Raw genomic sequence first — 14562 nt, forward strand, 5'->3', positions numbered from 1 at the left:
CGCGGCCGGCCGAAGACGGCCGTGACCGCTTCCCGCAATCATTCATCCATTCGAAACGAGGCCGACAGAACCATGCATCAGAACGAATCGCAGCAGGGCATCACGGAAACGCTCGTGCTGGACCACGACAGCGTGTACGCCGCGTTGTGCAACAAGATCAACCTGAAACCGGTGGCCGAAGCGCGGCCGATCGAGGCGTTTCGCGACAACGATGCGTTGTCCGAGGCATCGGCCGACGAGCGTGTCGCGCGCGGCATGGATGCGCTGCTCAACCTGATCGCGAAGGAAAGCCGGCCGGTCGATCGCCTGGACAAGTCGCTGCTCGATTTCCATATCGGCCAGCTTGACCGGCAGATCAGCCGCCAGCTCGATGCGGTCATGCATACGCCGGAATTCCAGGCGCTCGAAGGCCGCTGGCGGGGCCTCAAGATGCTGGTTTCTCGCACCGATTTCCGCAAGAACGCCCGAATCGAAGTGCTGGACGTCTCGAAGGACGCGCTGCAGCGCGACTTCGAAGACACGCCGGAGCTGATCCAGAGCGGCCTGTATCGGCTCACCTACATCGAGGAATACGACACGCCCGGCGGCCAGCCGATCAGCGCGATGATCAGCGATTTCGAGTTCGCGAATTCGCCGGTGGATATCGCGCTGTTGCGCAACATCTCGAAAGTGGCGGCGGCAGCGCACATGCCGTTCATCGGTTCGGTGGGCGCGGCGTTCTTCGGCAAGCAGTCGATGGAAGACGTGGCGGCGATTCAGGACATCGGCAACTACTTCGATCGCGCCGAATACATCAAGTGGAAGAGCTTCCGCGACACCGACGATGCACGCTACGTCGGCCTGACCATGCCGCGTGTGCTGGGCCGGCTGCCGTACGGCAAGGACACCACGCCGGTGCGCGCGTTCAACTACGACGAGGCGGTCAAAGGCCCCGATCACGATAAATATCTGTGGGTCAACGCGTCGTTCGCGTTCGCCGCCAACATGGTGCGCAGCTTCGTCAACAACGGCTGGTGCGTGCAGATTCGCGGCCCGCAGGCGGGCGGGAAGGTCGAGGATCTGCCGGTGCACCTGTACGACCTCGGCACGGGCGTGCAGCCGAAGATCCCGACCGAAGTGCTGATCCCGGAAACGCGCGAGTTTGAATTTGCGAATCTCGGTTTCATTCCGCTGTCGTTCTACAAGAACCACGATTTCGCCTGCTTCTTCTCGGCCAGTTCGACGCAAAAGCCGGCGTTGTACGAGACCAAGGAAGCCACGGCCAACAGCCGGATCAATGCGCGCTTGCCGTACATCTTCCTGCTCTCGCGCATCGCGCACTACCTGAAGCTGATTCAGCGCGAGAACATCGGCACCACCAAGGACCGGCGTCTGCTCGAGCTCGAGTTGAACAACTGGATCAAGGGGTTGGTGACCGAGATGAAGGACCCGGGCGACGAGCTTCAGGCATCGCATCCGCTGCGCGATGCGAAGGTGAGCGTCGAGGACATCGACGACAACCCCGGCTTCTTCCGCATCAAGCTGTTCATCGTCCCGCATTTCCAGGTGGAGGGCATGGATATCGGGCTGTCGCTGGTGTCGCAGATGCCGAAGGCCAAGGGCTGATCGATGTTTCCCGTCGCATGACGTACCGGAGCGCCTGACCTTGCTCCGGTGTCGGTGCCGTGCGGGCGAACCTGAGAGAAAAAAATGTCGATGGTACTGCCGTCGCAGGCATATGAATTGAAGCTGGCGCCGCACCCGGCGCCAGCTTCCGTACTCCGCTTCGCGGGGCGCGATGCGGTGAGCGAGCTGTACTGCTACGACATCGAGTTCACGAGCCCGATGGCCGGCATTCCGATGAACCAGGTCGTCGGGCGCCCCGCCAAATTCACCGTTGCGCCGGTGGATCCGAACCTGGGTTGCCGACCGCCGGCGATTACGCGGGCCTGGGTGAGCAGGGGGGCGTCTCGGCGATCTGTTTCGCGTGCCGTTCGCTCAAACATGACGGGCCGTCGCATAGCCGACGACCTTGAGTCTGGACGAGATGTGGCGCAGTGCGATCGTCGCCGACCGGAGTAGGACGTTCGCGGGCCGCTATCCGTTTGTCAATTTCGATAACGATGCGTCGTTTCCCGAGGTGGCGCCGCTTCACGCTGCCGGCACGGGCGTTCGCGACGCATGTCGTGAACGCCGCGCCGATCGCGTCGACGGCCAATCCGCCGCCACTTCCGGCCGAGGCGATCGTGGCCGCCCGTCATGCCACCGTGCCGTTGCCGCCGGGGCTTCCGGGCCACGTGCCGTTGCCGGACGCTGCCATGCCCACGAATGCAGATACGGCAGACCGCCAACTCACCGCGACGAAATCGCCTGAAACGATGGCGCCGCGGGTCACGTCCGGCGGCCGTGTTCCATCAACCGATCCTCACGCGGCGATGTTGCCGCCGGTGACGATGGCGTCATCGTCCGATGCCGCGTCCCGCCCGTTCGGATACGCCCTCCGCTTGTTGGGCGACGCATTGGCGCTCGAAGACATTCAATGACGCTTGCCCATTTCGTAAAGACGCTCGTCGTCGGCCCGCGCAGCGATTCGCAGCTCGATTCGCCGCTCGATTCGCATGAGGAACCCTGGGCGGCGTGGCTTGCCCCGATCGCGGGCGAGCACGCATGCGGTCGCGACCCCGGTTATGAAGACGCGTTCTTCGAACTGAAGGACGAGGCGAACAAGTTGTCGGGCATCGACGACGGATTGATTGCTCGTCTCTGCGAGCAGTTGCTCAAGGAGACCGGCAAGGATCTGCGTCTGGCCGGCTACTACGCGTTCGCGCGGCTTCGCATGGATGGTCCGGCCGGGTTTGCCGATGCGATCGAGCTGGCTGCGTGGCTGGTCGACCGGTTTGGCGAAGCCATGTCGCCGGCGCGCGCCGAAGCGAAGCGAGCCGCGCTGGACATGTTCGCAACGGCCCGAATGATCGAAACGCTGGATAGCCGGGACGCGTTCACGCCCGCCGATGCCGAGCGTGTGATGGCGGCGCTCGACAGGCTCGTCGCTCGAACGAGCGCGTGGCCCGAAGCCGCGCGTCCGAATCTGCAGCCGCTCGTTGCCCGCTTCCACGGCCAGGACGAGCCGGTTCGCAGCGTCGGTGCGGACGCGGCAATCCCGTCCATGGTGGTCTCGCCGAGCGCGGCGGGCGGATCGATAGCGTCGGCGCGCGATCTGCTCGAGCAGGCCCGCGCGATGTCGGCGTGGCTGCGCGATCAGGAAAACGGCTACCTGCCGGCGGCGCGCGTTGTGCGCAGCGTCCGATGGGACACCTTGCACGACGTGCCGCCATCGGATGCGGCGTTGCATACGCGTCTCGTCCCGCCGCGTTCCGAGTTGCGCCAGCAGATGAAGCGCCTTGTGCTGCAGAAGCAATGGCACACCTTGCTCGAACGCGTGGAGGGGGCGTTCATGGAGGGCGTGAATCACCTCTGGTTCGATCTGCAATATTTCCAGCACGTCGCGCTCGATCACGTCGGCGCGCCATACCGAGCATGGAGCGAATTGCTGCGCGCGGATTTCGCGTTGTTTCTGGCGCGGCTGCCCGGCATCGAACGACTGACATTCGACGACGGCACACCGTTCGCGGACGACACGACGCTCGAATGGATCGCGCGCCACGCGGTGGTGCGCGACCTGGAGGCGGGCGAGGCGGTGGAGCCGCTGCTGGTATCGGCGAATGGCGAAGGCGAGGCCGGCGACTGGCCGGAAATCGAAGCGCAAGCGCGGGATCTCGCTGGCCGCGATGGCGTGGAGGCCGCGTTCGCGTGGCTCGATGCGCTGCCCGGCATGAAGACCGCGCGGCACCGCTATCTCCAACGGCTCGTGATGGCGCGTCTGGCCGACCATGCCGGGCGGCCCGATGCGGCGCTCGCCTTGCTGGCCGAACTCGACGCGCTGGCCGGATCGCTCCCGCTGATTCGCTGGGAGCCGTCGCTGGCATTCGAGGTCAAGCAGCAGCTCGTGCGCACCTTGACGGCGACGAGCCACCGCAAGGATGCCGACAAGCCGGCGCTGGCGCGCCGCATCGCCGACCTGCACGCGGAGCTGACCGTGCTCGACCCGGCGCGCGCGCTGACTCATTCGTAACGGAAGTCCATGGAAAACAACGATCCGATCCTGCGCTATTACGAAGCGGAAATGCGTTACCTGCGTGAATCCGGCAAGGAATTCGCGAAGGCGCATCCCGATCGCGCCCGCCTGCTCAACCTCGATCGCGTCGGCGATCGCGACCCCTATGTCGAGCGGCTGTTCGAAGGTTTCGCATTCCTGACCGGCCGGCTTCGGCAAAAGCTCGACGACGAACTGCCGGAGTTGACCGAAGGGCTGGTCAGCCTGTTGTGGCCGCACTATCTGCGGATGATTCCGTCGTTGTCGATCGTGGAGCTGGCGCCGCTCGCGGGCAAGTTGCAGAAGACCGAAATCGTGCCGGCCGGCGTGCCGGTGCGCTCCGCACCGATCCCGGTGCCGCCGGCCGCCGGTGCGGAGGGCACGGCACCGACGACGGTCCAGTGCCTGTATCGCACCACCCAGCCCGTCGCGTTGCAGCCGATCTCGATCACGCATGCCGGCCCGGCTCTGCGCCAGGATGGCCGCTCGGTGATTCGGCTCGGCTTCGCGCTCGACGGATCGGCGCTTCGCACGGAGACGGACCTGTCACGGTTGCGTCTGCATCTGAGCGCGGACCTGCCGACGGCGTTCGCGATGCACCTCGCGCTGACGCGTCGGATCGACACGATCGTCTGGCGCATACCGGAAGTCCGCGACGCAGACGCCGTGCCGCTCGCTGGCGTCACGATCGAGCCGGCCGGGTTCTCGACCGAGGAGCGGTTGTGGCCGAATGCCGACGCGGGGTTCTCGGGGTATCAACTGCTGCTCGAATATTTCACGTTCCGCGAGAAATTCCTGTTTGTCGATCTTTGCGGGCTGGACGTTGCAGCGTTGCCAGAAGGCGCGACCCGCTTCGAGCTGGAGATCGTGCTGACGCAGGCCTACCCGACCGACCAGCGCTTCGGCGCGGAAAACGTCCGGCTGTTCTGTTCACCGGTCATCAACCTGTTCGAACTCGATGCCGAGCCGATCGAGATCGACCATCACGAAACCGAGTATCGCGTGGTGCCGGCCGGCCATCAGCGCGAGCATGTCGAAACGTATTGCGTCGATGCGATCGAGGCGTTCGATCACGAAACGGCCGAGCGATATGCCTACGTGCCGTTCGCGACGTTCCGGCACCGCGGCGGCATGCTGCGCCACGAGGCGCCGGAGCGCTATTTCCATTCGCGGGTGCGGCCCGGCATGTCGGGCTTGCACGAGACCTGGGTGATCCTCGGCGGTCACGCGTGGGATGCCAGGGAGGCGCTTCCCGAGGAAAGCCTGTCGCTGCGCGTAACGGGCACGAACGGGATGCTGCCGCGCAAGGGCCTGCGTGAAGCCAGCCTCGACCAGCTTGCGGGCAGCACGCAGAACGTCGCCGGGGTGCGCAATCTCGTTTCGCCGACGTTGCCGCTGTATCCGCCGACCGACGACCGGTTCCAATGGCGCGTGCTGTCGCATCTGGCGCCGAACTTCCTGTCGATGATGAACGCGGAAGTATTGCGCGGCGCGCTCGCGCTCTACGACTGGACCGACGACGAATTGAACCGTCGTCGGCTCGCGGGCATCTTGTGGGTATCGCAGGCGCTGATCGAGGAGGTATCGGGCGGCTCGGTCGAGCGGGGCGTCGCGATCGAGGTCACGCTCGACAGTCACGCATTCGTCGGGGAGGGCGATTTGATGTTGTTCGGCGAACTGCTGCACCGGTTCTTCGCGCTCTATGCCGACCTCAACCTGTTCACGAAGCTCGCAATCACCAGCCTGCCGTCGCAGGAGCGGATCGAATGGCCGCGAAGCAAGGCGCAGCGAGCCGCGCTATGACACACACCGGGCTTCCGAATCTCGATCCGCTCGTCGCGTCGCTGCTGGCGCGCGCACCGCGCATGAACTTCATGCAGCTTTGCCGGCTGCTCGAGTTGCGCGCGCCCGATCGCGCCGGCTTCGGTACGCGCGATGCGCTCGACCACGAGCCGGTGCGTTTCCGGCCGAGGCCGCGCCTGGGTTTTCCGACCGGCGAAGTGGCGTCGGTCGAGTTCGACGACGTGTGGCCGGATGCGCCGCCGGTCGTGTGCACGACGTTCATGGGCTTGTATGGCGTCGACGCGGCGATGCCGTCGCACATGATCGACGAGATCGCGTTGCGTGAGGAAGGGCACGAGGCGGTCGAGGCATTTCTCGATCAGTTCAACCACCGGTACGTCACGTTGCTGTATCGCGCGTGGCGCAAGTACCGTTACCCCGAACATTTCCGGCCCGGCGGCGTGGACGTCCATTCGCGCAACCTGCTTTGCCTGGCCGGGTTCGGCTGGGGCGACAAGCCGAAGCGCGCGGGCTTGCCCGATTCGAGGATGCTGGCGCTGTTGGGGCTGCTGATTCAGCGCACGCGTACGCCGGAAGGATTGGCGGGCGTGGTGGCGTTGGCGATTCCGGGCGTGGGCGTGCGGGTCGACGAGTTTTGGCCTGTCATGACATCGACCGGCCGGCCCTGTCCGCTGACGTCGGCGCGCGCCGGCGCCGAACCGGAAAACGGCCGGCGCGGCGGCCTGGGTAGCGGCTATGTCCTGGGCAAGCGAATGACCTACCGCGGCCGGGCTGTGCGTGTGACGTTGCGACCCGCCGACGAGCGGCAGGCGAATGGCCTGTTGCCCGGTGGGGCGCTGCACCGCGATCTGATGGCATTCGTGCAGTTGTATGTGGGCGTCAAGGCCGATGTCCACCTGCGCATGGAGATGTCGTCACGGTTCGTACCGCGCCCGGCGATCGGCCGAGGGCACCTCGATCCCGCGCCGCGATTGGGATGGACTACGGTGCTGCCCGCCGAGGGCGAACGCCTGATCAACATTGCGCTCGGTCGCTACCTCGCTGTTCCCGCACCCGAGCCGAATCCCTATTTGCTTCAACCTGCCTGATCGGAGATGGCCGATGCTTATTCGTTTTATTTTGCTCACCGTGGCTGTTGCCACGCTTTTGTCGGGATGCGGCGCCTGGCAGGCCGTTTCCGACGCGTCGTCGAGTGCGTACCGCGCAACGTTCTTCAAGCAGGTCAAGGTGCTCGACGTCGATCTGTCCGCTCGCGAAGCGTTGAATCCCGACGAGGCGGGGCGTGCGACGTCGGTTGCCGTGCGCGTGTATCAGTTGAAGGATCGCAAGATGTTCGACGGTGCGTCCTATGAGGATCTGCTGAAAAACGACCGGGTCGTGCTGGCGCAGGATCTGCAGGCGAGTCTCGCGACGGTGCTGAACCCGGGCGGGGCCGCGAGTCTTTCGCAGCCGATGCGGGCCGACACGAAATTTATTGCCGTCGTGGCGTTCTATCGTCACCCCGGTAGCGGCGATGGATGGAAATTCGTGATCGAGAAAACCAAGCTCGATGCGGACAAGCCGCTGAAGCTCGAATTGGTCGATCAGATTGTGCTGGCCCGTGGGGGGACCGCTGATTCGTCGCGTTAGCGATCGGTCATCCGGTTTCCATGGTTGAACGTCGACGTGGTGCTGCCGTCTTGTGACGACGATCGATGGAGAGGAGGGGACGTAACCCGGGCGTGATGCCGGTTGGGCGGCGCACGTTCGGTTGCGAAGCAAGCGATGGCCTTACGTTGAGGCAGGCGCGGCAACTGCACGACCAACTGCAAGACGAAAAGCGGCCCGAAAAGCACAAAGGGTTACAGCCGATAGCTGTAACCCTTTGAATATCTGGTTGCGGGGACAGGATTTGAACCTGTGACCTTCGGGTTATGAGCCCGACGAGCTGCCAGACTGCTCCACCCCGCGTCTGAGAAAATCGAGTATAGGGGTATTACGCGCATGTGTCAAACGCTAGCGCGAAAAAAATTTCACGGCGCCCGTGCGAACGGAACAAATCCTCTCCGCTGGTACACTCCCGTCGAGCCGGTCTGACCGCGCGGCGCAGGCCGCCCGCGCGATATCCGGCGTGTTTGCATCCCCTTCGAACCGCCTCGCCGCGCAAGCGCGATACGCGCGCGCCGCCCCTGATTCACCACGGAACTCCGCATCGATGAAGATCGCCACCTGGAACGTCAATTCCCTGAACGTGCGCAAGCAGCATGTGCTCGACTGGCTCGCGTCGAGCCACACCGACGTGCTCTGCCTGCAGGAACTGAAGCTCCCCGACGAGAAATTCCCGAAGGCCGATCTCGAGGCGGCCGGCTATCGCAGCTGGTTTACCGGCCAGAAGACCTATAACGGCGTCGCGATTCTCGTGCGCGACAGCCTGAGCGTCGACGAAACCGATGTCGTCAAGAACATCCCCGGCTTCGAGGACGCGCAGCAGCGCGTGATCGCGGTCACCGTGAATGGCGTGCGGATCGTCTCGGCCTATTTCCCGAACGGCCAGGCGCCCGACTCGGAGAAGTTCACGTACAAGCTGCAATGGCTCGATGCGCTGCAAGCCTGGCTCAAGAGCGAAATGGCGCGCTATCCGAAGCTCGCGCTGCTCGGCGACTACAACATCGCCCCCGAGGATCGCGACGTGCACGATCCCGCCAAGTGGGAAGGGCAGAACCTGGTGTCGCCGCAGGAGCGCGCGCATTTCGCGGCGCTGCTGGAGATGGGCTTCGTCGATGCGTTCCGCCGCTTCGAGCAGCCCGAAAAAACCTTCACCTGGTGGGATTACCGGATGATGGGCTTCCGCCGCAACGCCGGCCTGCGCATCGATCACATCCTGCTGTCGCCGGCGCTGGCCACCACGCTCACGGCCTGCGAAGTCGACCGCGAGCCGCGCAAGTGGGAGCAGCCGTCCGACCATACGCCGGTGATCGCGACGCTGGACTGAGCGCGGCTCGGCACGTTCCAGAACGATTGATCTAAAATGTCGGGCGCGGCCCGCAACGGCGGCCGCACCACGACACGGAGAAGCAAGCAGCGATGGCTCGCCCACGCGAATTCGACGAAGACGCCGCACTGGATGCCGCGATCGCGCAGTTCTGGGCGTACGGTTATACGTCCACCTCGGTGCGTGACCTGGCCGCCACGATGGGCATGACGGGCGCAAGCGTCTACAACGCGTTCGGCGACAAGCGCGCGCTCTACATGCGGGCGTTCGAGCGCTACGTCGAAGGCGGCTTCCGCGACCGCGTGCGCCGCTTCGAGCATCGCCTGCCGCCGCGCGATGCGATCGTCGCGTTCTTCGACGAGATCATCCGCCTGACCGTCAACGATGCGCAGCGCAAGGGCTGCCTGATCGTCAACGCCGCCGTGGAACTGGCGCCGCACGACGCCGATCTCCAGCCCGTGCTCGAATCGATCCTGAAGGACGTCGAGGCGTTTTTCCTGCGCTGCGTCGAGGCGGGGCAGGCCGCCGGCTCGATTCCGGCCACGCTGGCCGCGCGCGACGTGTCGCGGATGCTGTTCACGATGCTGATGGGGCTGCGCGTGCTGGCGCGCGTGCGGCCGCAGCGCGACCTGCTGGAAGATGCGGTGCGGCCGATGCTGGCCATGATCGGCGCATCGCTGGCCGCGCCGGACGCGCGCCGCGCGGCCTGAGCGAACCGCAGACACGACAAGAACGACCGCGCGCTTCGCGGCGTCGTCGCTTCGCGCCTACCAGCGCAGCAGGCGCGGCCCGGCCAAGGCGCCGATCGCCGCCGGCAACAACAACCCCGCCACGTACCACACTCCCCAGAACGCCGGGCTCATCTCCGGGCAATGCAGGCAGTAGGCGACGGTCGCGATCGCGCTGGCCAGCAGCCCCGATACGGCGCCGGCGCGCCGCGGCTGGGTGGCGGCAAGGCCGCGCATGGCCCAGAACACGGCCGCGAAGCTCGGCACCGACAGCAGCAGGATATTGAACGGGCAACTGCGCCACGAGTGGCCCAGCAGCATCGGCAGCCGCGCGTCGGGCGCGGCGGCGATCAACAGCGCGGCCCCGCCGATCCACACGGCCAGGAACGGCACGGCGAGCAGCCACCAGCGGTAGCCGCCGCGCAGCCCCGGCCTGCCGAGACGCTGCACGAGCAGGAACGCCATCACGGCGATCGCGAGCGGAAACGCCAGCTTGACCCAAAACAGCGCGGCATGCGTGGCGAGCGCCAGGTCGTGCCGCCAGCCGAACACGAACCAGGTCAGCAGCAGCGAACCGGCGAAACCGAGTGGCAGCGTGACGCCGAAGTGACGCGGGATCGGATCGCGGCGGCCGGGTACGAGGCCTGCCGCGAGCAGTTCGATCAGGTCGTCGGTATCGATCATCGCTGGCCCCGGATCTTGGCGGCCAGCGCCTTCAGCCCGCGATGCACGCCCACTTTCACGGCCGATTCCGACAGCCCGGTGATCGCCGCCGTTTCGGTGACCGACAGCCCTTGCAGCTTCACGTGCAGGATCGGCAGCCGCTGCTTGTCGGGCAGATGTTCGAGCAATTTGCCGAGGTCGTGGCGCGCCTGCGCCGGCTCGTCGTCGGGCGCGGTGAACATCGCTTCGTGATCGTCGTCGAACGGCACGTTGAGCGATTCGCGGCGAAACCGCGAACGGAAGAAATCCATCAGCTTGTAGCGTGCGATCGCGTGGACCCAGGCGGTCAGCGGTTCGTCGCTGCGATAGGTGTGGCGCGCATGATGCACGGCGAGCAGGATTTCCTGGACCAGATCCTCGACATCGTCGTGCATCTGCGGAATGCGCTTGCGCAGGTAGCCGCGCAGGTGACGCGTCAATTCCTGCAGAAAGCCGCGATAGTCTTGGGCGTTGCCGTCGAGGCCGCTGACGAACAGCGCTTTCAGGCGGTCTTCCGCTGCGTACAAGGGTGGTCCTGTGATGACGGGGCGGCTGACGCGGGCGGGGCGCATCGCCGGACTGGCATCGACCTTGGGCGGCGCGGATCGCGCGCCTGGGTGCGACGGCTAGGATTCTAGAGCAAGTGTTTTAGAATAGCCGAACGGTGTGGCCCCTGCAAGCACCGGGCCTGGCCGCATCGCCCCGCCGTTGCGCGCTTCGCGTCTTGTCTGGCGCGACTTTTCTCGTTTGCTCCCTTTTTGGGCGGCCTGCCGGCCTCGCCCGTCCGGCCGGGCCGATTTCCCCTTCCGCAAAAAATATTTTCAGGGCGCTGTAACCGGCACGCCCGCGCTGCCGAATTGCTTGTCGTAACGGGTGGCATTGCTCGACGAGCAGGCGACCCACGATGAAACCTGGCGCATCGAACGATGCCGTGCGAGCCCGACATGACCCTGCTTTCGACCCGCTCCGCCCCTCCGGCCCGATCCGGCCGTGCTGCCCCCGCCGGCGCGCCGCGTGCCCGGCCGGCGCACCCGGTCTGGCTGCGCGTCACCCATTGGCTCAACGCGCTGGCCGCGTTGCTGATGATGCTGTCGGGCTGGCGCATCTACAACGCCTCGCCGGTGTTTCCGTCGATCGTGTTTCCGTCGTCGTGGACCATCGGCGGTTGGCTCGGCGGCGCGCTGCAATGGCATTTCGCGGCGATGTGGCTGCTGGTGTTCAACGGGCTGACGTACCTGACGATGAGCGTGGCGACCGGCCGTTTCGCGGCGCGCTTCCTGCCGCTGTCGCCGCGCGCGGTGCTGCGCGACCTGGCCGCGGCGCTGCGCGGCAAGCTTCAGCACGACGATCCGTCTCATTACAACGCGGTGCAGAAGTTTGCCTACGTGGGGGTGATCGTCGACCTGATCGTGCTGGTGCTGTCGGGGCTGGCAATCTGGAAATCGGTGCAATTCCCGCTGCTGCGCGAGCTGTTCGGCGGCTACGACACGGCGCGCGTGGTGCACTTCTGCGCGATGGCGGTGATGGCCGCGTTCGTGATCGTTCACGTGGCGATGGTGGCGCTGGTGCCGCGCTCGCTGCTGACCATGTTGCGCGGCCGTTGAGCCGGCGCGCCCCAAGCGATATCAGGACTTCGAAATGAAACGGAACGACCTTCCCGCCCAACCTGGCATCGACCGCGAGATCGTGCTCGCCGATGCGCAGCGCGAACTCGCGATGCCGTCGCGGCGCCTGTTCGGCAAACGGATGCTGACGCTGGGCGGCCTGTCGATGCTGACCGGCTGCACGCTGAGCGACGACGCCTCGGTGGACGGTTTTCTTTCCGCCGTGTCGCGGCTGAACGATCGCGTGCAGGCCGCGTTGTTCGATCCGCGCGCGCTGGCGCCCACCTATACCGAGGCGCAGATCACGCGGCCGTTTCCGTTCAACGCGTTCTACGGCATCGATGACGTGCCCGAGGTGGACGGCAGCGATTTCCGCCTGAAGGTGAGCGGCCTCGTGACGGGGCAGCGCGCCTGGACGCTGCCCGAACTGTATGCGCTGCCGCACGCCGAGCAGATCACGCGGCATATCTGCGTGGAAGGCTGGAGCGCGATCGGCCGCTGGGGCGGCACGCCGTTCTCCGAATTCCTGCGCCGCATCGGCGCCGATACCAGCGCGAAATACGTGGGCTTTCGCTGCGCTGACGATTACTACGAAAGCATCGACATGGCCACCGCGCTGCATCCGCAGACGCTGCTCGCCTTCGATTACGACGGTCAACGGTTGCCGGCGAAATACGGCTATCCGATGAAACTGAGGATGCCGACGAAATTGGGCTACAAGAACCCGAAGCATATCGTCGAGATCTTCGTCACCAATGTGTACCCGGGCGGCTATTGGGTCGATCAGGGCTACAACTGGTTCGGCGGGTCCTGACGGGCTGCGCGCGAACGATTCATCAACAGGTCCGCATCGAAAGGACCGATTTTTTTTCACCCGGCAAGGAGCAAATCATGAAGAAACTGGCAATGGCAATCGTGGCGGCAACGCTGAGCATCGGTGCAACGGCGGCATTCGCGCAAGCAAGCGGCGCAATGTCGAACGATGCGATGTCGCACGACGCAATGGGCAACGGCGCGATGAAGCACGACGCGATGGGCAAGGGTGCGATGAAGCACGATGCGATGGGCAAGGGCGCGATGAAGCATGACGCGATGGGCAAGGACGGCATGAGCAAGGATTCGATGAGCAAGGATTCGATGGGCAAGGACGCCATGTCGAAGTAAGCCGTCGCACGGCACGACGATGCCCGCGGTGCCGCCAGGCCCGCGGGCATCGTCGTTTACGCCTTCCTGCAAGCGGAAAATCATGCAGAAATTTTTTAATCCGTTGTAACCGCAACCTTCAGTTACCCGAATTGATGGGCGCGCGATCGAGAGAAACCAGCAAGCAACGATCGCTAACCCGACTACTGACGACCAAGGTGAAACGGATGAAGCTCAAATTGATCACGGCCCTGACCACGACGGCCATTCTCGCGGCATGCGGCGGCAGCGACGACACCCCCACGCCGCCGGCCGTGGCCTCCGCGCCGGCTCCCGCGTCCACGCCGGCGCCCGCGCCGCAGAAGACCGCGCAACTGTTCGCGCAAACCAACGACACGCAGAACGCGGTGCTGCATTTCGTGCGCAACGCCGACGGCACGTTGACCGCCAAGCCCGTGCTGGCGACGGGCGGCAAGGGCACCAACGGCGTGAACTACTTCATGGGCAACATCGTCGCGCCCGACGCGCTGACCAGCAACAACAGCGTCGTGGTCTCGCCGGACGGCACGCGCCTGTTCGTCGCCAATGCGGGCGACAACACCGTCAGCGTGTTCGCGATTTCGGGCAGCGATCTGAGCTTGCTGGCGGTGTCGCCCACGGGCGGCGTGCGGCCGACTTCGCTCGCGTTCGCGAACGGCGTGCTCTACGTCACGCATCAGCAGGGCGCGCAGGAACTGGGCGCCTACCGCCTTGGCGCGGACGGCAAGCTCACCTCGATCGGCCAGTACGCGGTGGTGGTGCAGGATGCGCTGCCGACGGAAGTGTCGGTCAGCCCCGACGGCAAGTACGTGATCGTCAACGGCTTCCTGCGCACCGTCACGCCGACCGCGCCGCTGAACATGCTGCTGGCCTTCCCGGTGCAGGCCGACGGCACGCTCGGCACGCCGGTCGACAGCAGCTCGATCGGCGTCGGCCCGTTCGGCGCGCGCTTCGGCTCGGGTGCGCTGGCGTCGAGCTATTTCGTGACCGACGCGGCGGGCGGCACCGTTGAATCGTTCGGCTTCTCGTCGTCGACGGGCGCGTTCGCCTCGACCGGTTCGCCGATCACCGTGACCGGCCAGGCCGCGCCGTGCTGGATCACCGTGACGCCGGACAACCGTTTCGCCTACATCGGCAACGGCAGCGGCGCGATCTCGCTGTTCTCGATCGACAGCACCGGCAAGATGGCGCTGGTGAACGCGTCGATCGCCACCGAAACGCCGGTCGCGGGGCAAACGTCGGCGTTCGCGAACGATTCGTGGGTCAGCCCGGACGGCAAGTTCCTCTACCAGGACTACGCCGGCGACGACAAGATCGTCGCGTATGCGATCGGCGCGAACGGCGCGCTGACCAAGCTCGGCGAGCAGCCGGCCAACACCCAGTCGAAGATCAGCCTGCAGGGCATGACGGGGATCTGACGCGGGCGGGCCTTGGGCGGCC

Annotated in this window: 14 protein-coding genes, 1 tRNA gene and 2 pseudogenes; 14 read left to right on the forward strand and 3 right to left on the reverse strand. The window is 65.5% G+C overall.

From position 1 onward, the window contains the following. Positions 1-72: 72 nt before the first annotated feature. From tssC to tssJ, 8 genes and pseudogenes are all read left to right on the forward strand, one after another. Positions 73-1605, forward strand: a complete 1533-nt coding sequence (gene tssC / locus AB4851_RS21955; protein WP_414451434.1) for a type VI secretion system contractile sheath large subunit — start codon at positions 73-75, stop codon at positions 1603-1605. Between the two features lie 84 nt (positions 1606-1689). Continuing rightward, positions 1690-1899: pseudogene (locus tag AB4851_RS21960) on the forward strand (hypothetical protein); the annotation flags it as partial. Positions 1900-2026: 127 nt separating this feature from the next. Continuing rightward, positions 2027-2089, forward strand: a pseudogene (locus AB4851_RS21965) (hypothetical protein); the annotation flags it as partial. 13 nt (positions 2090-2102) lie between these two features. Next, a complete protein-coding gene (locus AB4851_RS21970; RefSeq protein WP_414452009.1) occupies positions 2103-2522 on the forward strand; it encodes a hypothetical protein in 420 nt (139 codons plus the stop codon). Continuing rightward, entirely contained in the window at positions 2519-4111 is a 1593-nt protein-coding gene (gene tssA / locus AB4851_RS21975) for a type VI secretion system protein TssA (protein WP_414451435.1), read from the forward strand. The genes AB4851_RS21970 and tssA overlap by 4 nt, the downstream gene beginning before the upstream one ends. Before the next feature lie 9 nt (positions 4112-4120). Beyond that, complete coding sequence (gene tssF / locus AB4851_RS21980; RefSeq protein ID WP_414451436.1) at positions 4121-5935, forward strand: type VI secretion system baseplate subunit TssF; 1815 nt, start codon at positions 4121-4123, stop codon at positions 5933-5935. Next, the gene (tssG, locus tag AB4851_RS21985) at positions 5899-7023 is read left to right on the forward strand and encodes a type VI secretion system baseplate subunit TssG (protein WP_414451437.1); all 1125 of its coding nucleotides are present in this window, start codon (positions 5899-5901) and stop codon (positions 7021-7023) included. Before tssF ends, tssG begins: the two co-directional genes overlap by 37 nt. Before the next feature lie 13 nt (positions 7024-7036). Continuing rightward, entirely contained in the window at positions 7037-7564 is a 528-nt protein-coding gene (gene tssJ / locus AB4851_RS21990) for a type VI secretion system lipoprotein TssJ (RefSeq protein WP_414451438.1), read from the forward strand. 244 nt (positions 7565-7808) lie between these two features. On the opposite strand, the gene AB4851_RS21995 is transcribed toward tssJ, so the two are convergent. Beyond that, positions 7809-7885, reverse strand: a tRNA-Met gene (locus AB4851_RS21995). 244 nt (positions 7886-8129) lie between these two features. On the opposite strand from AB4851_RS21995, the gene xth reads away from it, so the two are divergent. Further along, positions 8130-8906 (forward strand): exodeoxyribonuclease III, encoded by a 777-nt coding sequence (gene xth / locus AB4851_RS22000; RefSeq protein WP_414442544.1) that lies wholly within the window; start codon positions 8130-8132, stop codon positions 8904-8906. A gap of 92 nt (positions 8907-8998) precedes the next feature. Then, positions 8999-9616, forward strand: coding sequence for a TetR/AcrR family transcriptional regulator (locus AB4851_RS22005; protein ID WP_414451439.1), 618 nt, complete (start codon positions 8999-9001; stop codon positions 9614-9616). 57 nt (positions 9617-9673) lie between these two features. On the opposite strand, the gene AB4851_RS22010 is transcribed toward AB4851_RS22005, so the two are convergent. Together AB4851_RS22010 and AB4851_RS22015 are read right to left on the reverse strand one after the other, a co-directional pair. Then, positions 9674-10315: an NrsF family protein gene (locus AB4851_RS22010; protein WP_414445624.1), complete on the reverse strand. Its 642-nt coding sequence runs from the start codon at positions 10313-10315 to the stop codon at positions 9674-9676. After that, a complete protein-coding gene (locus AB4851_RS22015; RefSeq protein WP_414451440.1) occupies positions 10315-10863 on the reverse strand; it encodes a sigma-70 family RNA polymerase sigma factor in 549 nt (182 codons plus the stop codon). Before AB4851_RS22015 ends, AB4851_RS22010 begins: the two co-directional genes overlap by 1 nt. Before the next feature lie 417 nt (positions 10864-11280). On the opposite strand from AB4851_RS22015, the gene AB4851_RS22020 reads away from it, so the two are divergent. The 4 genes from AB4851_RS22020 (at position 11281) to AB4851_RS22035 (ending at position 14540) form a co-directional block, all read left to right on the forward strand. Then, positions 11281-11940, forward strand: a complete 660-nt coding sequence (locus AB4851_RS22020) for a cytochrome b/b6 domain-containing protein (protein WP_414451441.1) — start codon at positions 11281-11283, stop codon at positions 11938-11940. Positions 11941-11974: 34 nt separating this feature from the next. After that, positions 11975-12754 (forward strand): molybdopterin-dependent oxidoreductase, encoded by a 780-nt coding sequence (locus tag AB4851_RS22025; protein WP_414451442.1) that lies wholly within the window; start codon positions 11975-11977, stop codon positions 12752-12754. A 77-nt stretch (positions 12755-12831) separates the two neighbouring features. Next, positions 12832-13104 carry a pentapeptide MXKDX repeat protein gene (locus AB4851_RS22030; RefSeq protein ID WP_414442539.1) on the forward strand — a complete coding sequence of 91 codons (273 nt, stop codon included), beginning with the start codon at positions 12832-12834 and terminating at the stop codon, positions 13102-13104. Between the two features lie 206 nt (positions 13105-13310). Then, positions 13311-14540, forward strand: coding sequence for a lactonase family protein (locus AB4851_RS22035; RefSeq protein ID WP_414451443.1), 1230 nt, complete (start codon positions 13311-13313; stop codon positions 14538-14540). Positions 14541-14562: the final 22 nt, after the last annotated feature.

The sequence above is a fragment of the Burkholderia sp. 22PA0099 genome (assembly GCF_047497165.1).
Lineage (GTDB): Bacteria > Pseudomonadota > Gammaproteobacteria > Burkholderiales > Burkholderiaceae > Burkholderia.